We start from the raw sequence: 21,186 nt of genomic DNA, 5'->3' as shown, positions 1-21,186 counted from the left end.
CATGCGTTTCAAGGACAAGATCGTAGTCGTCACCGGTGCCGCAGGCGGCATCGGCGCGGCCATCAGCGCCCGTTTTGCGGCCGAGGGCGCCAGGGTCGTCGTCACCGATATGGACGGGGAGGGCGCCGAGGCCGCTGTCGCGGAGATCGTCGGCAAGGGCGGCAACGCGCGAGCGCTCGAAAGCGATATCTCCGTCGCTGACGGCTGCCGCGCCATCATCGAAAATGTCATCTCGACCGAAGGGCGCGTCGATGTGCTCTGCAACAATGCCGGTCTCAACCGCCGCGGCAATCTTCTCGCGCTGGCGCCGGAGGATTGGCGGCTGAGCTTTGCGGTCAATGTCGATGCCATGTTCCATCTGTGCCAGGCAGCACTGCCTCATATGATCGAGGCGGGCGGCGGCGCCATCGTCAACACGGCGTCCCAATGGGGGCTTTATCCGGCGCCCAACCACATTGCCTATAACGTGACGAAGGCAGCTGTCGCGAGTTTCACCCAGAACCTTGCCCGCGACTACGCGCCGAACAAGATCCGCGTCAACGCCGTCTGCCCGGGCGAAATTCACACGCCCATGCTGGAAGCCGGCGTAAAGCGCTCGGGAAGAACGATCGCTGATCTCGACAAGCTCGTACCTTTTGGCCGCATCGGCAAGCCGGAGGAAGTCGCCGCTTTGGTCGCCTTCCTGGCGTCCGATGAGGCAGCCTTCATGTGCGGATCGCTGGTCGAAATCACCGGCGCGCAGGCGGTCGCCTGACACAAGGCTGAAGCCAATCGGCATCTTCCCGAATGCCTAGCAAACGCCGGGCCGCCGGCTGCCCGCCACGACATCATCGATATCGCTTAGTCGCTGGTCGGGGTGGGCGGATGGCAGATGGTCCTGCGATTACTGCGCACTGGGCGCGGAAGGCTTCACGCCACCACAATCGGGACTTTGGTCGGCGACGCCTTGACCCGGTTGTAGAGATCGATGACGTCCTGATTGATCATGCGCACGCAGCCGGAAGATGCTTGAGTGCCAATGGTCCACCATTCCGGTGAGCCGTGCACGCGATAGCCAGTGTCGTGGCCGTCCTTAAAGATGTAGTGCGCGCGGGCGCCGAGCGGGTTGTCGAGCCCTCCCGGCTGGCCGCCCGACCATTTCACCAGTTCCGGCTTGCGCGCGATCATCTCTTTGGGCGGCGTCCAGGTCGGCCACTGCTTCGTGTACTGGATCTCGGCGCGGCCGTTCCATTCGAAGCCGGCCTTGCCGATGCCGACGCCGTAGCGGATCGCTTCGCCGCCTTCCTGCACCCAATAGAGATGCCGCTCGTTGAGCCTTACCACGATCGTGCCCGGCGCCTCGCCGGTCGGATCGATAACGATCTGACGCCGGAATTCCGGCCTGACCTTCTGGTACGGGATTGCCGGGATCACGAAACCATTGTCGATCATCGAAGCATACATCGTGCCATTGTCGGTGATGTTGCTGTCGACGCTGATCGGTGGGATCGGGCGGATGGACCCGGTCGGCATGTGGTCAACGCCGGCAGGCGGCATACCACCAGACGGCTCGATCGGTCCCCGCGACGGGAGTTCGAGCGCCTGCGAGCAGCCGGAAGCGCCAAGCAGGGTCATCATACCGAGGCCGGAAAGCACGGTGCGGCGGGAGACGATATAGCCGGTCTGCTCGATGGGGGCGCCAGAGGATAGCTTCTGATCTTGCGGCTTACGCATGCACCATTTTCCCCATAGGAACGGTCGGCATCATGCCAACCGGATGGGCACATCTTCACAATTCATGGTTAACAAGCCATGAAGCCAGCCTCGTCGATGATCTCCAAGGCGCAGCCTTCGCGCTGGCGATAGCAAAAGCGCCAGTCGCAGATCCTTGCCAAACTCTTCCCATCCCGCCTGACCGAGCGTGTTCGGCTTCAACTATCGATTTCGACTTGCCTTTCGCGTCCTTCTTGAGTGAGCGCGTCAGCGTCGCCCTGTGAGTTGCTCGTCGCCCGACGCGCTTGTTGGACGCGGCCAGCAATTCTCCGACGACGCGCTTGAGGTGTTCACACGGCAGCCGATGAAACATCGTCAGGTCAGCCCGAAGGAAATTTCGATCCGACGGAAAATGCGCCTTTCGAAGGCGATCGAACGGTTCAAGGGCTCCGTGATCCGGCGGTTTTCTTCAGTGAACGTTGCTTGGATTGCCAACGGCAACAAAATTGTACCCACATCACAATTTCTCTTGACGGCGGCGCCGGTTTGCATGAAATTGTAGCCACAGCACAATTCTGGGAGGGATTTACTGTGGACCAGACGATCGGCTCCGGCGCTACGCCGCTAACGGAACGGTTGCGCCGTCGGCGAAAGGAGCTGAAGCTTACCCTGAAGGAGGTTGCCGAGAAGTCGGGACTCTCCTTTAGCTTCATTTCCCAGATCGAGCGCGGCCAGACGATGCCGTCGCTCACTTCACTGGTCGCGTTGTCGCGTGCGCTCGACAGTTCCATCAATCTGTTTTTGGATCAGCCGGCCGGGGACAGTGCCGAAACCCGCCACAACAAGCGGGTCCCATACGCGATCGGCCCGAACTCCGCGACCTACGAGCGCCTCTCCACCAAGTTTCCCGGAAGTGTCTTGAGCAGCGCCCTCATTACCGAGCCGCCGGGGCGCCGCACCGAGCCGATGCACCACGAGGGAGAGGAGTTCATCTTCATGGTCGAGGGCGCGCTGACCGTCGAGGTGGAGGGTACGGTTTATGTGCTGGAGCAGGGCGATTCCCTGCACTTCGCATCGACCCGAACGCACACGACCTGGAACCATACAGACCGCATCGCGGTGATGCTCCACACGTGCACGATGGAGTACTTCGGAGACGTGGCGGAAACCAACGCCTAATCGCCGGCAAGCACCGGGCGCTCACTGAGTAAGAGCGCGCAACGACGACATTCAGATCCAGCGCAGTCGCACTTTCCGCCGGTGTCCGCCGACGGAAGACGACCCTTCGTTGGCTCAAGAAAGTGATCCGAACAGGCTCAACGGGTTTGCGCCAGCGCCAACCCAAACTGACAGCGAGAAGCTCATGATTAGAAGTGTGCTGAGTTTGAAGCCAAAAGCGGGGCAGAGCCAGGAGTTGGTCCGGTTCTTCGAGGCCCGAAAGATCCCGGAGCGGGCCCTGGCATCTCCGGGGTGCCTCGGCGTCGAGATTCAGAACCTTTTGCCTGATGGCGAAGAAGTCCTTGTGACGGCGCTCTGGGCGTCGGTCGAGAGCTACCGGACTTGGCTTTGCTCTGCCGGGCGACACGAGGATGGCGTGCAGATGCTGCCGTTGCTTGCCGAAGAGGGTGGCGTGGTGGGGCCTGCGAGGCTCTACGAGGTTGCACGCCTCGCCACGCACCAGAACACATCCGTATCCCGCTAGCCGGCGGCTGCGCTCGAACGCGTAATCCACTGAATACATGATAGAATTGGAGGAAGAAATGAGTTCGCCCCATTTGCGTGTCGGGGTCGATATCGGAGGAACGTTCACTGATATCGTCATCATGGATACCCACGCGAACAGCACTCGAACATACAAGGTGCTGAGCACACCCCGTGAGCCTGCAAAGGGCATGCTGCGAGGCTTGGATGAACTTGGCATTGCCAGGGATATCGATTTTCTCGTCCATGGCACCACGGCGGGACTGAACGCCATTCTGTCCCGTACCGGCGAGCGGATCGCGCTCGTGACCACTGAAGGATTTCACGATGTGCTGTCGCTCGGGCGAGCAGGCAACAAGGACATCTGGAGCCTCAAGCCCAAAAAGCCCGATCCGCTTGTTGCCCCGCAGGACATTTATACGGTTCGCGAGCGCATTCGTCATGATGGCAACGTCGAGGCACGACTTGACGTGGCGGACGTCGACAAGTTTGCGGGGTGGCTGAGCGCCGAAGGCGTGCGCAGCGTCGCCGTATGCTTTTTACACGCCCACAAGAACCCTGCGCATGAGCTGGAATTCAGGGCCCTGCTGCAGAAGCGGCTACCGCAGGTCTCCGTGGTGCTTTCGCACGAAATCGCGCCGGAGCAAGGAGAGTTCGAGAGGACGTCGACGACAGTCGCAACGGGTTATGTTGCCCGCACGGTCGAAACCTATCTTGCCGCACTTGTAAGCGAACTTGGCGCGCGGGAATGTGTAGCACCCCTGCACGTGATGCGTTCGAGCGGCGGCATTTGTTCGGCCGAACTCGTTGCGCGTCAGCCCATTCAGACGATCCTGTCGGGTCCGGCCGGCGGAGTGGTTGCCGCCGAGACCATTTCGAAGTCGTTGAACCGGCCGAACATCATCGCGATCGATATGGGCGGCACCTCGTCGGACGTGAGCCTGGTGATCGGCGGGCGAATGACCCTGTCTGCGGAAGGCGATATCGCCGACAACGTGATGAAGATGCCGGTGGTGGAATTGCACACGATCGGTGCTGGCGGCGGATCGATCGCACGGGCGGAGGCTGGCGGATTGCGCGTCGGGCCGTTGAGCGCCGGCGCCAATCCGGGTCCAGCCTGCTACGGGCTCGGCGGAACGCAGCCGACCGTTACGGATGCGCAGCTTCTCTTGGGGCGGATTGATCCAGACTGGTTCCTTGGCGGTCGTATGAACCTTGATGTTCACGCCGCCCGGGAGGCGATGGGGTCGCTTGCCCACGACCTCGGTATCGACGTTGACGCGGCCGCGGCCGGTGTGCTCGCGGTAGCAAACGCGATGATGGCCAATGCCATCCGCACATTGACGATGCGCCGCGGCATCGATCCCCGCGACTTCTCGCTCCTTGCCTTTGGTGGGGCAGGTCCGTTGCACGGCGCGGCCCTGGCTGACGAACTCGGCATCTCCGAGGTCATTGTTCCCTTCGGCACGGGCGTCCTGTCCGCCTGGGGCATGCTGCATGCCGATATTCGCCATGACGTCTCGGCGCCGCTCAGCGGTCTCGCCCATGACCCGAATGCCAGTTCGCTGTTGCAGCGGACACATGATCTGCTTCGTGAGCAGGGCGCCCGCCTTCTGAAGGAGGAACGTGTCGAGGAAGCGGCATCCAGCTACATCGCGACAGTGGAGATGCGCTATGCCGGCCAGGCCCATCCGGTCTCCGTAGAGATGGTCGATCCGGAAAGTCTGCTGCAGGCGTTCCACGACACCTATCGTCAGCGCTTCGGGCACGCGATGCCGGGTGCCCCGGTCGAACTCGTCCAGATGCGGCTTGCCGCGACCGGGAGGATCGGTGCCGATTTCATCGACCGTCAAACGCCGGCTGAAGGGCGAGGCGAAACGAAGCGGACCGTGACGATCGACGGCAAGCGCCATGAGGCGCGCATCGTCCATCGCGAAGCCCTCGAGCGTCAGGACGTCATCACCGGCCCAGCGATCATTTTGGAAGATGGTTCGACCACGCTGGTGCCGCCCGGATGGGCCGCGCGTCAACAACAGTTCGGTACTCTTATCCTCAGGAAGATCAACTCATGACCGTCGACGTCGTTACAACCGAGATCGTTCGAAACCTGTTCCTGTCCGCGGCAGACGACATGCTGGCGACCTTGCTGCGATCTGCCTTTCAGCCGCTGATCTATGAAAATGGCGATGCCGCCGTCGCGCTGCTCGACCGCAATGCCGACGTTCTTGGCCAGTCGAGCGGCCTGCCTCTCTTCCTCGGCAGTCTCGATCAGGCGGTCAAGGAAGCAGTACGGCTGCGTGGCGGGAAAGCCTGGCTTCAGGAAGGCGATATCGTCTTCTTCAACGACCCCTATATTCAGGGAACGCATCTTACCGACGTGACGATGTTCGCGCCGCTGTTTCTCGAAGGCGAGTTGGTTGGCTATGTTGCGGCACGTGCCGACGTCACCGATGTCGGTGGGCGTGATCCTGGCGGCGGAACCGAGACCACCGAGGTCTATCAGGAAGGGACACGCTTCGGGCCGGTGAAGATCGGCAACAAGTATGGCCCGGTCGAAGACATCATCGACATCATTCGCCGGAACAGCCGCAGCAAGGATCTGATCGTTGGTGACATCAACGCGATGATCGCCGCCTGCCGCACGGGTCAGCGGCGCATGCTGGAGATCATCAATCGCTTCGGCCTTGCCACCGTCGAGGCCTGCCGCGACGAGATCTTCCGTCAAAGCGAGATGGCCGATCGCCAATCGGTCGCGGCAATTCCTGACGGAACCTACGAAGGCAAGGGTTATCTGGACAATGATGGCATCGTGATAGGCCAGCCGGTTCCGATCGCAATCAAGGTCCATGTCAAGGGTGAGCGGCTGGTCGTCGACCTCAGCGAAAGTCCCGACGCCACGCGAGGACCGATCAACTGCGGTCGCGCCCAGACGGTTGCCGCACTCAGGGTCGCCTACAAGATGCTCCTGGCGCCGGAGCGCTCGTTTGATGGCGGTTGTTTCCGCAACATCGAGATCATCACCCGGCCGGGATCGCTGCATGACGCGCTCGAGCCGTCGGCCTGTGCCTGGTACTACTCGTCGTTCGGTCTCTTGATCGACCTCTTCATCAGCGCGTTTTCCGCCGTCTTGCCCGATCGCGTCACCGCTGCGCAGTTCGGTGACTCGATGATCACCTACTTCGCCGGTCAGGACCCACGGGATCCGAACCAGTCTTACATGTGCGTTGAGGCGCATGCCGGCGGATGGGGGGCATCGGCCAAGGCCGACGGTGCCGATGGCGTCATCAATGTGCTCAACGGCAGCTTCCGGAACACACCGGTAGAGGCGTTGGAAGCGCGCTATCCGGTGACCGTCACCGAATATGCCATTCGCGACGGTTCCGGTGGGGCCGGTCAGCATCGCGGCGGTTGCGGTATCGTGCGGCGCTACCGTTTCGACGCGCCGACCCAGATCTATCTCTGGCTGGATCGGTCGGTAACGCCTGCCTGGGGGCTGATGGGCGGCGAGCCCGGCCTGCCGCCGCGTGTGGAAATCTCAGGCAGCTTCAACCGGGACGATCTTCTGAAAGCCAACGGAATCTCGCTCGCTGTGGGCGATCGGCTGTCGATCATGACCGGCGGCGGAGGCGGCTTCGGCAGGGCGGCCTGACGAAAACGCGCAAGGCAAGCTCCAAATAGCAACAAAAAGGGGAATGTGATGACCAATATATATTCGTCGGATGAACCCGGGCCAGGGGCGCAAGGCTTGGCCGATGCGCCGACAGGCGCCAGGGGAGGGCGGCTCGGTGCGAAAGACGTGGTGTTCTTTGTCGTGGCGGCGGCCGCCCCTCTCGGCTTTGCAGTCGGCTCAACGCCGCTGGCGATCGGGCGGGGCGGCATCGGAACCGCGGGCATGTTCCTGGTGGTCGGCGCATTCCTCGCGATCTTCGCGGTCGGCTACACCGCGATGACGCGCTTCGTGCCCAACGCAGGTGCGCTTTTTTCCTATATTGCCGCTGGCCTCGGTCGCCCGCTCGGCCTTGGTACCGCCTTCGTCGCCGTCCTTGCCTATGCGATTGCGGCGACGGGAGCGATCGGCCCCTTCGCCGTGTTTGCAAGCCAGGCGATGGCCTCGATGACGGGTGTGCAAACTTCCTGGGAGCCATGGGCGTTTGGGGCATTGGCGGCGATGGGTATCCTTGGCGTCCTGAATGTCGAACTGAACATCCGTGTTCTCGGCATCATCATGCTGGTCGAAGTCGCGGTCTTGCTCGTGCTTTCAACCGGCATCGTCGCCGCGGGAGGTGCCGAGGGACTATCGCTCCAGCCGTTTCGGCCGGACACCATAGCCGGCGGAGAGATTGGCGTTGTCCTGCTGGTCGTCTTTGCTGCCTTTGCCGGCTTCGAGGCCACCGCGCTTTTTCGAGAGGATGTGCGCGATCCCGTGGCGACGGTGCGCAAGGCGACCTTCGCCTCCATCGGCCTGATCGCCTTGTTTCAGGCGATCGTTACCTGGGCCATCGTGCAAGGCTTCGGCAGCACGGCTGTCGCTGTTGCAAACGAGAAGCCGACCGAGATGTTCACCATGGCCGCGAGCCAGTATGTCGGGGCCGGTTTTGCCGAGGTCATTACGCTGCTTGTCGTCGGGAGTTGGTTTGCGTCCATTCTTGCCTTCCACAACGCCACCGCGCGCTATCTTTATGCGCTCGGGCGCGACCGCGCCATCAACCCCGTATTTGCGCGGAAGTCGAAGGCAAGTGGCTCGGCCTGGGTCGCAAGCCTGAGCCATACTGCCTTCAGTGCCATCGTGCTGTTGTTCTGCGCCCGGCAAGGGCTTGATCCATACCTCGACCTCTTCGTCGTCGGAAGCGTGCCGGTCGCAGTCAGTATTCCGGCAATGGAACTGCTGACAGCGTTGTCTATTCTCGCGTTCTTCTGGCGCGACAGCCGGGGCGTTTCGTTGTGGGAAGGCAAAGTCGCTCCTGCGATTTCGGTCATCTCGCTCGCCGTGGTCGTATTCTATGTGCTCAGCAACATACCGATGTTCACCGGACGGGAGGGAGCGATCAACTGGATCCTTCCGAGCATCAATCTCGTCGTCCTGGCGGTCGGTATCAGCCGCGCCCTCTGGATGCGCCGCAACCGCCCAGCCGAATATCAATTGATCGGCCATTGGGGCGAGAAGCAGCGTCCGGATTAGCAATCGCGCCGGCTCTCGTGCGCCACCTCCGCGCAACCGAGGTGGCGCGGAGCTTCACAAACACTGGAGTCGAAAGATCGTGCCACCTTACTTGAAACATTGCTCCGTACTACTGATCGGCTGCGGGAACATGGGATCCGCAATCGCCCTTGCGCTCGACGGAGTCATGGAGAACCTCGCCCTGACCGTGATCGAGTCGGATGTAGGCAAGGCCCGGCACCGGAAATCAACAAACTCCTGAAGGCGCGGTGTCTCCGCTTTGCAAAAATAAATTGACCGTCCGTTCGGTCAATGTAATCTATCGTGGTGCCCCATGGAGGATGAGGGCGCTTCGAGAACATGTCAGGAGGAAAGAATGCTCCAAACCCGCCGGCCGGCACTTGCCGCTTTGCTATTTTCAGCTGCCCTTGCGCCAGTTGCTCCCGGTGCGGCTCATGCCGGGTCCAAGGTCGAGATCATCCGCGACAATTGGGGTGTGCCCCATGTCTATGCCGATGACACCTATGGGCTCTATGCCGGCTTCGGTTATGCGGTCGCGACCGACCGCCTCTTCCAGATGGAAATGTCGAAACACTCCGTTCTCGGCACGGTTTCTTCGGTGCTTGGCGCGGACCATCTCGGTTACGATATTGCGACGCGGGCCGATTTCGACCATGCCGATATCAGGGCGCAGATCGAAGCGCTGCCGAAGGAGGAGCGCGACATTCTTCGCGGCTATGCCGCCGGCTACAACAGGCGCGTCGCCGAAGTTCTGGCCGACCGTGGCCGCCTGCTGCCGAAGCAATTCGCCGATTTCGGGATCGAGCCGACGACCTGGAGCGATTTCGACGTCGCGATGATCTATGTCGTGACGATGGCCGGCCGCTTCTCGCACTACTCGACCGAGCTCGACAACGCCAAGGTGCTCGCGACACTCGAAAAGCAGCATGGCAGGCAAAAGGCGGCAGAACTCTTCGACCAGATGTTCTGGCTGGAAGACCCGCTTGCCCCGACGACCGTGCCGAAGGGTGGCCAGTTCCAGATCAAGGCGGAAAACAAGCCGCTTCGCGACAGCGGGCGTTTCGATGCCCTCATCGGCCGGCCTGTTCCAGGTGGCGACGAGGCCCGACCGCGCGCTTCGAACCTTTGGATCCTCGGGCCGAAGAAAACGACCGATGGCTCGACCATGCTGATGAACGGGCCGCAATTCGGCAACTTCAATCCGTCCTATGTCTATTCGATCGGCCTGCATGGTGCCGGCTTCGACCTCACCGGCTCGACGCCGTTTGCCGTGCCGAACGTGCTGTTCGGGACCAATGGCCAGATCGCATGGGGCGCCACGGCCGGGCCGCTCGACGTCAACGATTATTTCCAGCTCGAGCTCAATCCCGACAATGCGGCGCAGTATCGCAAGAACGACGTATGGCACGACATGCACGCCCGTCCGGAGACCTTCAAGGTGAAGGGCCAGCCAGACGTCACGACCGTGGTCTATGAGAGCGACTACGGCGTTGTCAGCCAGATCGATCCGCAAAACCATACGGCCTATGCCTTCAACCGGACCTGGAAGGGCAAGGAGATCCATACGCTGCTTGCCTGGGTCAACTCGACCAAGGCTCAGAGCTACGAGGACTGGCTGAAGCAGGCAAAGAACGTCGCCACCACGATCAACTGGTACTATGCCGACAGGCAGGGAAACATCGGCTACGTTTCGCCGGGTTACCTGCCGGTCCGCAACCCGGCGCAGGACCAGCGCGTTCCCGCCAAAGGCGATGGGTCGATGGACTGGCAGGGCTTTCGCGCCTTCGCCGACGCGCCAAAGACATACAACCCCGAACAGGGCTGGATTGCGAACTGGAACAACCGCTCGGCGCATGGCGAGGTCGCCAATTTCGAGGCGACGCCCTGGGGCGCTGCCGACCGCGTGGATGAGATCGTCGCGCTGATCAAGGCCAAGGACAAGCTGAGCCGTAAGGATGTCTGGGACATCAACAAGAACATCGCGTTCCTCGACATCAACGCGCGCGCATTGCTGCCGTTCCTCCTCGCTGCGGCATCAAAGCTTGCCGCCGACGACCCGCGCCAGGCGCTGGTGAGGGAGCTGAACGATTGGGACGGGCGCATGGTAAGGGGCGAGGATGGCCGTGCCACGGCTCCGGCCGTCGCGCTCTTCCAGCGCTGGGTCAAGATCATGGTCGAGGACGTGCTGATGGACGATCAGCCGGGCATCGACCCGACCGTCGCCCTGAACCGGATCTCGCGTCCGACACAGGTGCTGCGCAACGCGCTCCTCGGAGACAAGGCTGGGATCGCGCAGCGCCATGACTTCTTCAATGGCGCCGACAAGGACGAGGTGATCCTTGCGGCTTTGAGCAAGGCTGTTGCCGGGTTGACGAGAGATTATGGTACCGACCAGCTCGCCAACTGGCGCGCTACCCTGCCGCGCCATGTCTTTGCCACCAAGAACTATCTCGGCATCGCCCAGGCAGGCGAGGACGAAGGCACCGAGGTCGGCACGTCGATGAACCGCGGCACGCAGAGCGACCTCATCACCTTCAAGGACAACACCGCATCCGTCTGCATGGTCACGCCACCGGGCCAGAGCGGCTTCATCAGCCCCTCGGGCGAGAAGTCGCCGCATTACGACGATCAGCTGAAGCTGTACGAGAGTTTCACCTGCCGTCCGCAGCCCCTGACGCGCAGCGAGGTCGAGAAGGTGGCCGTAGACCGTCTTGAGCTGACGGTCGATTGATGGAATTGGCGGATTGGGCCGGTCAAAGCGGCCCAATCCGGATACCTTCGTGCTATTGGAACGGCGGAGGTTGCAGTCTTCTCGTCATGCGTCATGATCGAGATTGCTAAATCCAGGCCCCGGATGCCGGCATTTTGAGGCCATGCAGTCCGATGAACCATGGCACGATCATGAGTGGAGTCCCTTTTGCTGGGGAAGGACAAGACCGGAAAATCGTTTGCAACGCAGTTGCAAGCGATCCTTGATGAAAGCCCGCTGAAGGCGGCGGGCTTTATCGTCACCGTTTACGGCGACGTGGTCGAGCCGCGCGGCGGCGTGATCTGGACCGGCAATCTTGTTGAAATCTGTGCCGAGGTCGGCATCAGCGAAACCCTCGTGCGCACGGCTGTGTCTCGTCTTGTTGCGGCAGGCCAGTTGTCCGGCGAGCGTGAAGGTCGCCGTAGCTTCTATCGGCTGGCCGCGCCTGCCCGCGCGGAGTTCGCCGCCGCCGCCCGGCTGCTGTTCGGTCCGCCCGAGCCCACCGACTGGCATTTCGTGCAGCTGACAGGCGACAGGCCCGATGAGGCGATGCAGATTCTCGAGCGGGCGGGTCATTCCCGGCTCGGCCCGAGGCTCGCCGTCGGTGCGCGCGCCATGCCGCCTCTCAAGCAGCCGGCTGTCGTCTTTCGGGCAGAGGTGGTGAGCGGAGAAGCCGACCTTGGCGCCTTTGCTGCCGACCATTGGGATCTCGAATTTCATGCCGATGCCTATCGCGGCTTTCTTGGCCGCTTCGGTCGGATCGAGAGCCTTCTTTCAGGCGGAGCCCGGCTTACGGCCTTGGAAAGCCTGGTGACACGGCTGGTGCTTGTCCACCAGTTCCGTCTTGTCGTGCTGCGCGATCCGCGACTTCCGCAGACGGCACTCCCGGCGGGCTGGCCGGGCGATGACGCGCGGGCGCTGTTTGCGCGTCTTTATCTTCGTCTTTCGCCCGATGCGGACCTCTATGTGGCGCATCATTTCGTGACGGCTGACGGCGCGCTGCCAGTAGATAGCGAGGCCACCAGGCGCCGTTTGTCGCTTCTTGCGGGCGCGGCGTAGCACGCATTTCAAACGGAAAACCCTTGTTTCGTGGTATGTTGATGGCTCACGCGAGGATGTGTCACAAAAAATAGGAAATTCTGCATTGATTTGTGACATGTCGAGTGATAAATAAGTAACCGAACGGTCGGTCAATTCTTCGAGGAGAGGATGCGACCATGGATGCCAGGGAGGAGCTTGCGTGTCGGAAGCCTATATCTGCGACGCTGTTCGCACGCCTATCGGTCGTTACGGCGGCGCCTTGTCTTCGGTTCGCGCCGATGATCTTGCTGCCGTGCCCCTGAGCGCGCTGATGGTTCGCAATCCGAGCATGGATTGGACGAAGGTCGACGACCTCATCTATGGCTGCGCCAATCAGGCCGGCGAAGACAATCGCAATGTCGGCCGGATGGCGGTGTTGCTTTCCGGCATGCCCGTCAGCATTCCCGCAACGACCGTCAACCGCCTCTGTGGCTCCGGAATGGACGCGGTCGGCATGGCGGCACGCGCTATTCGCGCTGGCGACTGCGATATCGTGATTGCCGGTGGTGTCGAAAGCATGAGCCGCGCGCCCTTCGTCATGCCTAAGGCCGAGAGCGCCTTTTCCCGCTCCAGCGCGATCTATGATACGACCATCGGCTGGCGTTTCGTCAATCCGAAGCTGAAGGCTGCTTTTGGCGCCGATTCCATGCCGGAGACGGCCGACAATGTCGCTGGAGATTTCGGCGTCAGCCGCGCCGATCAGGATGCCTTTGCCGCGCGCAGCCAGGCGCGCTGGGCTGCCGCTCAGGAAGCGGGTGTCTTTGCCGACGAGATCGCGCCCGTGCATGTCGCCCAGAAAAAGGGCGACGCGCTCGTCGTCGATCGCGACGAGCATCCGCGCCCCGGCACGACCGTCGAGCAGCTTGCCAAGCTGAAGGGCGTCAATGGCCCGGATCGTACCGTTACCGCCGGCAATGCGTCTGGTGTCAACGATGGCGCAGCGGCCCTACTGGTCGCCGGTGAAAGGGCGATCAAGGAACAGGAGCTTTCCCCGAAGGCGCGCATCGTCGCCATGGCGGCCGCCGGCGTCGAGCCGCGCATCATGGGTATCGGCCCGGCGCCGGCTGCCCGCCGCGTGCTTGAGCGTGCCGGCCTTTCCATCGGCCAGATGGATGTCATCGAGCTCAACGAGGCCTTCTCTTCGCAGGCGCTCGCCGTGCTGCGCGATCTCGGCCTGCCTGACGATGCCGCCCATGTGAACCCGAATGGCGGCGCCATCGCCATCGGCCATCCGCTCGGCATGAGCGGCGCGCGTCTCGTGACGACGGCCGCTTATCAGCTTCATCGCCAGGGCGGTCGCTATGCGCTATGCACTATGTGCATCGGCGTTGGCCAGGGCATCGCACTCATTCTCGAACGTGTCTGAACCGGCAATCAGGAGAAGCTGTCATGTACGCACAGATGGTGAAGACCGACGCAGCCCGCGTCCGCAGCCTTGACGAGATGGACCCGGTCGAGCGCGCCTTCCAGGAGCGCATCGATGCCGGCCAGAAGATCGAACCGAAGGAATGGATGCCGGAAGGCTACCGCAAGACGCTGGTGCGCCAGATCAGCCAGCACGCCCATTCCGAAATCGTCGGTCAATTGCCGGAAGGCAACTGGATCACCCGCGCACCGACCCTGGAGCGCAAGGCGATCCTGCTCGCCAAGGTGCAGGACGAAGCCGGCCACGGTCTCTATCTCTACTGCGCCGCCGAAACGCTGGGCGTCAGCCGCGACGAGATGTACGAACAGCTGCATTCCGGCAAGGCGAAGTATTCCTCGATCTTCAACTATCCGACGCTGAGCTGGGCCGATATCGGCGCCATCGGCTGGCTGGTGGATGGCGCGGCCATCATGAACCAGGTGCCGCTGCAGCGCTGTTCCTACGGGCCTTACGCCCGCGCCATGGTCCGCATCTGCAAGGAAGAGAGTTTTCACCAGCGTCAGGGCTACGACATCCTGATGAAGATGGTGAAGGGAACGCCGGCACAGAAGGCCCTGGTGCAGGATGCGCTGAACCGCTGGTGGTGGCCGTCGCTGATGATGTTCGGCCCTTCCGACGACGCTTCCGTGCACTCGGCCCAGTCGATGGCCTGGAAGATCAAGCAGAACTCCAATGACGAGCTGCGTCAGAAATTCGTCGACCAGACCGTGCCGCAGGCGGAATACCTCGGTCTCACCATTCCCGATCCGGAGCTGAAGTGGAACGAGGCGAAGGGCGGCCATGACTTCGGCGAGCCGGACTGGAGCGAGTTCTTCGCCGTCATCGCCGGCAACGGCCCCTGCAATGCCGAACGCCTCAACGCCCGCAAGAAGGCCTGGGACGACGGCGCGTGGTTCCGCGACGGCCTCGTTGCCCATGCTGAGAAAGCCGAAGCCCGTCGCGTGCGGGTCGCAGCCGAGTAAAAGAGGCCTTTTGCCCGGGGCGTCGGGCGCCTTTCCGGCGTTTGCGAAGGGCAGGGCGTCGCCGTCGGCGCTCCAGAAGCAGTCATCGTTCCAAGGGAGAGTAATCATGTCCAGCGAATGGCCCCTCTGGGAGGTCTTCATCCGCGGCCAGCACGGCCTCAACCATCGCCACGTCGGCAGCCTGCATGCGCCGGACGCCGAAATGGCCGTCAACAATGCCCGTGACGTCTATACCCGTCGCAACGAAGGGGTGAGCATCTGGGTGGTTCGCTCGGCAGACATCACCGCAAGCGCCCCGTCCGACAAGGGCCCGTTGTTCGAGCCGTCGAACTCCAAGGTCTATCGTCATCCGACCTTCTTCGACGTTCCGGATGAAGTGGGGCATATGTGATGGGCGCGTCGGAAAAGACGGGTGCCGTTGAGAACGCCGCCCTTTTCGAGTTCCTGCAGCGCATGGGCGACAATGCGCTCATCCTCGGTCACCGCGTCTCGGAATGGTGCGGCCATTCGCCGGCGCTGGAAGAGGATATCGCGCTCTCCAACACCGCGCTTGACCTGATCGGCCAGACGCAGCTCTGGCTCGGCCTTGCCGGCGAAGTCGAAGGCAAGGGGCGTTCGGCGGACGATCTCGCCTATCTGCGCGATGCGCTCGATTTCCGCAACGTGCTGCTCGTCGAGCGACCGAACGGCGATTTCGGCAAGACGCTGATGCGGCAGTTCCTGTTCGATGCCTGGCACTATCTGCAGCTGAAAGCGCTGAAAGGCTCCAGCGATCAGCGCATCGCCGAGATCGCCGAGAAGGCGTTCAAGGAAGTCTCCTATCACCTGGAGCGCAGCGGCGATCTGGTGATCCGGCTTGGCGACGGAACGGCGGAAAGCCACCGCCGCATGCAGGAAGCGCTGGACGACCTCTGGCCCTATACCGGCGAGCTCTTCATGGGCGACGCCTTCGATGCGGCGGTTGCCGCCGACGGCATCGCGCCGGAGCCGGCATCGCTGAAATCCGCATGGGATGCGCTGGTGCGCGAGACGCTGGACGAGGCGACCCTCAGGATGCCAGCCGACGGCTACATGCAGAAGGGCGGCAAGCGCGGGGCGCATACCGAGCATCTCGGCTTCATCCTTGCGGAGCTGCAGTTTCTCCAGCGCGCCTATCCGGGCGCAACCTGGTAGGAGGTCGCGATGATCACGGCCGCACATCCGACGACGAAGGAAGTCTGGACGTGGCTTGCAGAGGTGCCGGATCCGGAAATCCCGGTCATCTCGCTGGTCGATCTCGGCATCATCCGCGATGTCGCCTGGGAGGACGAGGCGCTGGTGGTCACCGTCACGCCGACTTATTCCGGCTGTCCGGCGACGTCCGTGATCAATCTGGATATCGAGCGGGCGCTCACCGAACGCGGCATCGGCAAGGTGAAGCTCAAGCGTCAGCTTTCGCCCGCCTGGACCACCGACTGGATCAGCGCGGAAGGCCGCGAGAAGCTGCAAGCCTATGGCATCGCCCCGCCGGTCGACGGCACGGCTGCCGACGGGGTGCTGATGAAGCGCATCGACCGGCTCTCCGGCCGCTCGAACCTTGTGATCGCCTGTCCCCGCTGCGCATCGACCAGGACCGAGAAGATCAGCCAGTTCGGCTCGACGCCATGCAAGGCCAGCTATCGCTGCACCGACTGCCTGGAACCCTTCGATTACTTCAAGTGCATCTGACCCGAGACAAAGGATGAGGGCCGCCATGGCACGTTTCCATTCCCTGAATGTTACCGAAGTGCGCCGCGAAACTCGCGACGCCGTGGTCGTAACGCTGGCTCCGTCCGCGGAAGACCGCGATACCTTCGATTTCACCCAAGGCCAGTACCTGACCTTCCGCCGCAAGTTCGACGGCGAGGAGCTGCGCCGCTCCTATTCGATCTGTGCCGGCCGCGACGAGGGCGTGCTGCGCGTCGGCATCAAGAGGGTGGATGGCGGCTGCTTTTCCAGCTGGGCCAACGAAGAGCTGAAGGCTGGCGACACACTCGAAGCCATGCCGCCAATGGGGGCCTTCTTCACGGCCATCGAGCCGGAGGTTTCCAAGCACTATCTCGGCTTTGCCGGCGGCAGCGGTATCACGCCGGTTCTCTCGATCATCAAGACGACGCTTGCGCGCGAGCCGCGCTCCCGCTTCACGCTTGTTTATGCCAACCGGCAGATCTCCTCGATCATGTTCCGCGAGGAGCTGGAGGATTTGAAGAACAGCTATCTCGGCCGCTTCTCCGTCCTGCATGTGCTTGAAAGCGAGGCGCAGGACATCGATCTCTTCACCGGCCGCGTCAACGCGGAAAAATGCGCCGCCCTGTTCAAGAGCTGGATCGATCTGCGTTCGGTCACCACGGCCTTCATCTGCGGCCCCGAGCCGATGATGCTGGCGATCGCGGCAGCGCTTCGCGACCATGGCCTGCGCGACGACCAGGTCAAGTTCGAGCTGTTCGCCTCCTCGCAACCCGGTCGGGCGCGGGCCCGAGCCCAGAGTGCTGCGGGCGCCGACGCCAATGCCAGCTGCCAGGCAACCATCACGCTCGACGGCGCGACCCGCAGCTTCAACATGCCCAAGCACGGCCAGAGCCTGCTCGAGGCCGCGCTCGAAAACAACATCGACGCGCCATACGCCTGCAAGGCCGGCGTCTGCTCCACCTGTCGGGCCAAGGTCATCGAGGGCGAGACGGAGATGGAGGTCAACCACGCGCTCGAGGATTACGAAGTCCGTCAGGGCTACGTGCTCACCTGCCAGTGCTACCCGCTGAGCGACAAGGTCGTCGTCAGCTACGACCAGTGAGCTCGCCTGAGCAATTCCAGTCAAAGTGTGAAGCGGTTTTACGTCCGGAATTGCGCGAAAACAAACAGATAGCATTTTCGGCGATCTCCGATCGCTGGACATGCTCGGGAGGAGAAGGCCATGACCGATACGGAAACCATGCCGATCGAAGACTACCTCGCTAAGGGCGGCAGGCTGACCTCGCCGGACAATGTGCCGGCGCGCTATCGCGGCGAACTCTTGCGGCTGATGGCGAGCTTCGTCGATAGCGAGCTTGCGGGCTCCGCCGGCTTTGCCGGCGTGATCAACGATGCGCCGGGCATTCAGGAGCGCATTTCCGCGGCCCGAATCGTGCTTGAAAAGACCGACCATGCAGGCCAGGTGCTGGCGGTCATGGAGAGCTTCGGCGCCGATGGCGGCCGCTACGCCGTGCATCACCCCTGGGCCGATCGCCTGCCGCGGGATGCCGATATAGGTGCTGAACGACGCGAAGGCGACATGCGTCTCTCGGTCTTCCATTATCCGTTGCAGGGTTGGGTCGATGCCGTCGTCATGAACGTATTGATGGGCAAGGCGGGCGTCATCCAATTGCGTGAGCTGTCTCACGTTTCCTACCAGCCGCTAGCAGAGGTCTTCCACCGCATCCTGCCGCGCGAGACCCGCCACTTGGAACTCGGTCTTGCCGGACTGGAACGTATCGCTGCATCGCCTGAGGCGCGCGCAGTGGCGCTCGCCTCCATCGCCTACTGGACCCCACGGGTCGCCGCGAGCTTCGGCCATTCCGGCTCGGCGCGCTACGCGACGCTCGCGCGCTTCGGCCTGCGCCACACCCCCAATGAAACGCTTCTTGCCGAATGGCAGGCGGACGTCGATGCGCAGCTCGGCGCGCTGAAACTGCTCTGAAAGGAAACGACCATGAACGTTCAGGCGTCCCGGCCCCGCCGGCTCGAAAGCTATGTCTGTGGCAGCTGGATCGCCGGCGCGAAGGAGGGTGTGCCGCTTCTCGACGCCTCGACCGGCGCGCCCGTCGCCTTCATCGATTCCAGCGGCATCGATTTCGCCAGCACCCTTGCCTATGGCCGCGAGAAGGCCGGCCCGGCGCTGCGCCGCATGTCCTTCCATGAGCGCGCCGCCATGCTGAAGGCGCTCGGCCTGGCGCTGATGGAGCGCAAGGAAGAGTTCTACGCGCTTTCCGCTGCGACCGGCGCCACCCGCGCCGATAGCTGGGTCGATATCGACGGCGGCATCGGCACGCTGCTTTCCTATGCCTCCAAGGGCCGCCGCGAGCTTCCCAACACCCGCGTTCTGGTCGACGGCGATGTCGAGACGCTGGCACGCGACGGCACCTTTGCCGCCCGCCATATCCTGTCGCCGCTGCAGGGTGTCGCCGTCCACATCAACGCCTTCAACTTTCCCTGCTGGGGCATGCTGGAAAAACTCGCCCCGACGCTGCTTGCGGGCATGCCGGCGATCGTCAAGCCGGCGAGCCAGACGGCCTACCTTACGGAACTTGTCGTGCGCCGCATGGTCGAGACCGGTATCCTGCCGGAAGGGGCCGTGCAGCTGATATCCGGCTCGGTCGGCGACCTGCTCGATCATGTCGACGGCCAGGATGTGGTCACCTTCACGGGGTCGGCCTCAACCGGCCGCAAGCTGAAGAGCCATCCGGCCGTTATCGGTAATTCCGTGCGCTTCACCATGGAAGCCGACAGCCTCAATGCTTCGGTGCTCGGCCTCGACGCCGGGCCAGGCACGGAGGAGTTCGACCTGTTCGTCAAGGAAGTGGCTCGCGAGATGACCTCGAAGGCCGGGCAGAAATGCACCGCCATCCGCCGCGTGATCGCCCCGCGCGTCCATTGCGACGCGCTCGTGGCCGCACTCGGCGAGCGCCTCGGCAAGACTGTTCTCGGCAACCCCGCGGATGAGACTGTCCGCATGGGCCCGCTCGCCAGCCTCGACCAGCGCACCGAAGTGCGGGAGCGCATCCGCGACCTGCTCGCCGATGCCGAGATCGTCGCGGGCGACCCCGATACCCCGCGCATCGTCTCCGGCGATGCCGAGGCCGGGGCCTTCCTCAATCCGGTGCTTCTCTATTGCGATCGTCCCTGGGAGGCCAAGGCCGTACACGATGTCGAGGCCTTCGGCCCGGTCAGCACCGTCATGCCCTATGACACAGCCGGAGAGGCTGTCGATCTTACCCGCCGCGGCAAGGGCAGCCTTGTCGCCTCGGTCTTCACCAACGATCCGGCCTTTGCCGAAGAGGTCGTGCTCGGCATGGCGCCGTTCCATGGCCGCGTCCTGATCGGCAACCGCGCCAGCGCCAAGACCTCGACCGGTCACGGCTCGCCTCTTCCGGGCCTCGTCCATGGCGGCCCCGGTCGTGCCGGCGGTGGCGAAGAGCTCGGCGGCATGCGTGGTGTCAAGCATTACATGCAGCGCACCGCCGTCCAGGGTTCGCCGACCATGCTCTCGGCCGTCACCGGCCGCTGGGTTGCCGACTCCGAGGCCCGCAGCGGCGGCGAGCATCCGTTCCGCAAGTCGCTCGCCGAGCTTCGCATCGGCGACCAGCTCGTCACCGCATCCCGTACGGTGACGCTGGAGGATATCGAGCACTTCGCCAATTTCACCGGCGATACCTTCTACGCGCACATGGACGAAGAGGCCGCCAAGGCCAATCCGTTCTTCGACGGGCGCGTCGCCCACGGCTATCTCATCGTCTCCTTCGCTGCCGGCCTCTTTGTCGATCCGGCACCGGGTCCGGTGCTGGCGAATTATGGTGTCGACAACCTGCGCTTCCTGACTCCGGTCAACCCGGGCGACACGCTTAAGGTCCAACTGACCTGCAAGGAGATCAACCCGCGCGCGGACGCCGAACATGGGGAAGTGCGCTGGGATTGCCGGGTCACCAACCAGAATGGCGTTGCCGTCGCGCAGTACGACGTTCTGACCATGGTGGCAAAGACGAGAAGCTGAGGAGAAGGCGGCCATGACACAGATCTATGCCTATGACGGCGTGGTCCCGGTGATCGATCCCGCCGCCTTCGTGCATCCGGCCGCAATCGTCACCGGTGACGTGATCATAGGCCCTGCCTGCTATGTCGGGCCGGGCGCCGTGCTGCGCGGCGACTTCGGCCGCATCGTGCTTGAGCGAGGATCAAACGTGCAGGAGACCTGCGTCGTGCACAGTTTCCCGAATCTCGACGTGGTTGTCGGCGAAGAGGGCCATATCGGCCACGGGGCGGTGCTGCACGGTTGCCGGATCGGCCGCAACGCCATGGTCGGGATGAACGCCGTCGTCATGGACGAAGCCGTGATCGGCGAAAATGCCATCGTTGCCGCCATGGCCTTCGTCAAGGCAGGCACCGAGATCCCCGCAAACAGCCTTGCAATGGGTTCGCCGGCGCGCGTCACCCGGGAGCTTTCCGCCGATGAGATCGCCTGGAAACGCCAGGGCACGGCCATCTATCAGCGCCTCGCCCTCGAGGCGAAAGACAAGCTGGTTGCGACCGAACCGCTTTCTCAGCTCGAGCCGGACCGGCGGCGCATCCGCGCTCCGGAATATGACCCGCTCATTCTCGAGCGGCTGAAATTCGGCAAATGAACGGCTTG

Annotated in this window: 18 protein-coding genes; 17 read left to right on the top strand and 1 reads right to left on the bottom strand. The window is 63.0% G+C overall.

Annotation, left to right across the window (positions count from 1 at the left end):
- Position 1 precedes the first annotated feature (1 nt).
- Positions 2–754 carry an SDR family NAD(P)-dependent oxidoreductase gene (locus MKZ91_RS25960; RefSeq protein WP_336173920.1) on the top strand — a complete coding sequence of 251 codons (753 nt, stop codon included), beginning with the start codon at positions 2–4 and terminating at the stop codon, positions 752–754.
- A gap of 155 nt (positions 755–909) precedes the next feature.
- On the opposite strand, the gene MKZ91_RS25955 is transcribed toward MKZ91_RS25960, so the two are convergent.
- Positions 910–1,713 carry a L,D-transpeptidase gene (locus tag MKZ91_RS25955; protein ID WP_336173919.1) on the bottom strand — a complete coding sequence of 268 codons (804 nt, stop codon included), beginning with the start codon at positions 1,711–1,713 and terminating at the stop codon, positions 910–912.
- Positions 1,714–2,283: 570 nt separating this feature from the next.
- Between MKZ91_RS25955 and MKZ91_RS25950 the strand changes: the two genes are divergently transcribed.
- The 16 genes from MKZ91_RS25950 to MKZ91_RS25875 all read left to right on the top strand — a co-directional run bounded on the left by MKZ91_RS25950 (position 2,284) and on the right by MKZ91_RS25875 (position 21,178).
- Positions 2,284–2,871 (top strand): helix-turn-helix domain-containing protein, encoded by a 588-nt coding sequence (locus MKZ91_RS25950; RefSeq protein WP_336173918.1) that lies wholly within the window; start codon positions 2,284–2,286, stop codon positions 2,869–2,871.
- Positions 2,872–3,055: 184 nt separating this feature from the next.
- Positions 3,056–3,394: an antibiotic biosynthesis monooxygenase family protein gene (locus MKZ91_RS25945; protein ID WP_336173917.1), complete on the top strand. Its 339-nt coding sequence runs from the start codon at positions 3,056–3,058 to the stop codon at positions 3,392–3,394.
- A 58-nt stretch (positions 3,395–3,452) separates the two neighbouring features.
- Entirely contained in the window at positions 3,453–5,465 is a 2,013-nt protein-coding gene (locus MKZ91_RS25940; RefSeq protein ID WP_336173916.1) for a hydantoinase/oxoprolinase family protein, read from the top strand.
- Positions 5,462–7,042 (top strand): hydantoinase B/oxoprolinase family protein, encoded by a 1,581-nt coding sequence (locus MKZ91_RS25935; protein ID WP_336173915.1) that lies wholly within the window; start codon positions 5,462–5,464, stop codon positions 7,040–7,042. Before MKZ91_RS25940 ends, MKZ91_RS25935 begins: the two co-directional genes overlap by 4 nt.
- Positions 7,043–7,090: 48 nt before the next feature.
- Positions 7,091–8,572, top strand: a complete 1,482-nt coding sequence (locus MKZ91_RS25930) for an APC family permease (RefSeq protein WP_336173914.1) — start codon at positions 7,091–7,093, stop codon at positions 8,570–8,572.
- Between the two features lie 355 nt (positions 8,573–8,927).
- Positions 8,928–11,303 (top strand): penicillin acylase family protein, encoded by a 2,376-nt coding sequence (locus MKZ91_RS25925; protein ID WP_336173913.1) that lies wholly within the window; start codon positions 8,928–8,930, stop codon positions 11,301–11,303.
- A 186-nt stretch (positions 11,304–11,489) separates the two neighbouring features.
- Positions 11,490–12,380 carry a phenylacetic acid degradation operon negative regulatory protein PaaX gene (gene paaX, locus MKZ91_RS25920; protein ID WP_336173912.1) on the top strand — a complete coding sequence of 297 codons (891 nt, stop codon included), beginning with the start codon at positions 11,490–11,492 and terminating at the stop codon, positions 12,378–12,380.
- 181 nt (positions 12,381–12,561) lie between these two features.
- Positions 12,562–13,767, top strand: a complete 1,206-nt coding sequence (pcaF, locus tag MKZ91_RS25915) for a 3-oxoadipyl-CoA thiolase (RefSeq protein WP_336173911.1) — start codon at positions 12,562–12,564, stop codon at positions 13,765–13,767.
- 23 nt (positions 13,768–13,790) lie between these two features.
- On the top strand, positions 13,791–14,789 hold the full coding sequence (gene paaA, locus MKZ91_RS25910; RefSeq protein ID WP_336173910.1) for a 1,2-phenylacetyl-CoA epoxidase subunit PaaA: 999 nt from the start codon (positions 13,791–13,793) through the stop codon (positions 14,787–14,789).
- A gap of 106 nt (positions 14,790–14,895) precedes the next feature.
- Positions 14,896–15,180 carry a 1,2-phenylacetyl-CoA epoxidase subunit PaaB gene (paaB, locus tag MKZ91_RS25905; protein WP_327513036.1) on the top strand — a complete coding sequence of 95 codons (285 nt, stop codon included), beginning with the start codon at positions 14,896–14,898 and terminating at the stop codon, positions 15,178–15,180.
- Positions 15,180–15,962, top strand: a complete 783-nt coding sequence (gene paaC, locus MKZ91_RS25900) for a 1,2-phenylacetyl-CoA epoxidase subunit PaaC (protein ID WP_336173909.1) — start codon at positions 15,180–15,182, stop codon at positions 15,960–15,962. The genes paaB and paaC overlap by 1 nt, the downstream gene beginning before the upstream one ends.
- 9 nt (positions 15,963–15,971) lie before the next feature.
- Positions 15,972–16,496, top strand: coding sequence for a 1,2-phenylacetyl-CoA epoxidase subunit PaaD (gene paaD / locus MKZ91_RS25895; protein WP_336173908.1), 525 nt, complete (start codon positions 15,972–15,974; stop codon positions 16,494–16,496).
- Positions 16,497–16,521: 25 nt separating this feature from the next.
- On the top strand, positions 16,522–17,598 hold the full coding sequence (gene paaE, locus MKZ91_RS25890; RefSeq protein ID WP_336173907.1) for a 1,2-phenylacetyl-CoA epoxidase subunit PaaE: 1,077 nt from the start codon (positions 16,522–16,524) through the stop codon (positions 17,596–17,598).
- 120 nt (positions 17,599–17,718) lie between these two features.
- A complete protein-coding gene (locus tag MKZ91_RS25885) occupies positions 17,719–18,480 on the top strand; it encodes a Phenylacetic acid catabolic protein (protein WP_336173906.1) in 762 nt (253 codons plus the stop codon).
- Between the two features lie 12 nt (positions 18,481–18,492).
- Positions 18,493–20,550 (top strand): phenylacetic acid degradation bifunctional protein PaaZ, encoded by a 2,058-nt coding sequence (gene paaZ / locus MKZ91_RS25880; RefSeq protein ID WP_336173905.1) that lies wholly within the window; start codon positions 18,493–18,495, stop codon positions 20,548–20,550.
- 13 nt (positions 20,551–20,563) lie between these two features.
- Complete coding sequence (locus MKZ91_RS25875) at positions 20,564–21,178, top strand: phenylacetic acid degradation protein PaaY (protein WP_336173904.1); 615 nt, start codon at positions 20,564–20,566, stop codon at positions 21,176–21,178.
- Positions 21,179–21,186 lie beyond the last annotated feature (8 nt).

The organism is Ensifer sp. MJa1, from assembly GCF_037026475.1.
Taxonomy (GTDB): domain Bacteria; phylum Pseudomonadota; class Alphaproteobacteria; order Rhizobiales; family Rhizobiaceae; genus Ensifer.
This window is presented reverse-complemented; position numbering and strand designations above follow the sequence as displayed.

Excerpts from the sequence above, each read along its gene's own strand:
- MKZ91_RS25885 (WP_336173906.1), top strand. The coding sequence starts at position 17,719 with ATGACCGATACGGAAACCATGCCGATCGAAGACTACCTCGCTAAGGGC.
- MKZ91_RS25960 (WP_336173920.1), top strand. The coding sequence starts at position 2 with ATGCGTTTCAAGGACAAGATCGTAGTCGTCACCGGTGCCGCAGGCGGC.
- paaZ (WP_336173905.1), top strand. The coding sequence starts at position 18,493 with ATGAACGTTCAGGCGTCCCGGCCCCGCCGGCTCGAAAGCTATGTCTGT.
- MKZ91_RS25925 (WP_336173913.1), top strand. The coding sequence starts at position 8,928 with ATGCTCCAAACCCGCCGGCCGGCACTTGCCGCTTTGCTATTTTCAGCT.
- MKZ91_RS25875 (WP_336173904.1), top strand. The coding sequence starts at position 20,564 with ATGACACAGATCTATGCCTATGACGGCGTGGTCCCGGTGATCGATCCC.
- MKZ91_RS25940 (WP_336173916.1), top strand. The coding sequence starts at position 3,453 with ATGAGTTCGCCCCATTTGCGTGTCGGGGTCGATATCGGAGGAACGTTC.
- MKZ91_RS25955 (WP_336173919.1), bottom strand. The coding sequence starts at position 1,713 with ATGCGTAAGCCGCAAGATCAGAAGCTATCCTCTGGCGCCCCCATCGAG.
- paaB (WP_327513036.1), top strand. The coding sequence starts at position 14,896 with ATGTCCAGCGAATGGCCCCTCTGGGAGGTCTTCATCCGCGGCCAGCAC.
- MKZ91_RS25945 (WP_336173917.1), top strand. The coding sequence starts at position 3,056 with ATGATTAGAAGTGTGCTGAGTTTGAAGCCAAAAGCGGGGCAGAGCCAG.
- paaC (WP_336173909.1), top strand. The coding sequence starts at position 15,180 with ATGGGCGCGTCGGAAAAGACGGGTGCCGTTGAGAACGCCGCCCTTTTC.
- paaE (WP_336173907.1), top strand. The coding sequence starts at position 16,522 with ATGGCACGTTTCCATTCCCTGAATGTTACCGAAGTGCGCCGCGAAACT.
- MKZ91_RS25930 (WP_336173914.1), top strand. The coding sequence starts at position 7,091 with ATGACCAATATATATTCGTCGGATGAACCCGGGCCAGGGGCGCAAGGC.
- paaA (WP_336173910.1), top strand. The coding sequence starts at position 13,791 with ATGTACGCACAGATGGTGAAGACCGACGCAGCCCGCGTCCGCAGCCTT.
- paaD (WP_336173908.1), top strand. The coding sequence starts at position 15,972 with ATGATCACGGCCGCACATCCGACGACGAAGGAAGTCTGGACGTGGCTT.
- MKZ91_RS25935 (WP_336173915.1), top strand. The coding sequence starts at position 5,462 with ATGACCGTCGACGTCGTTACAACCGAGATCGTTCGAAACCTGTTCCTG.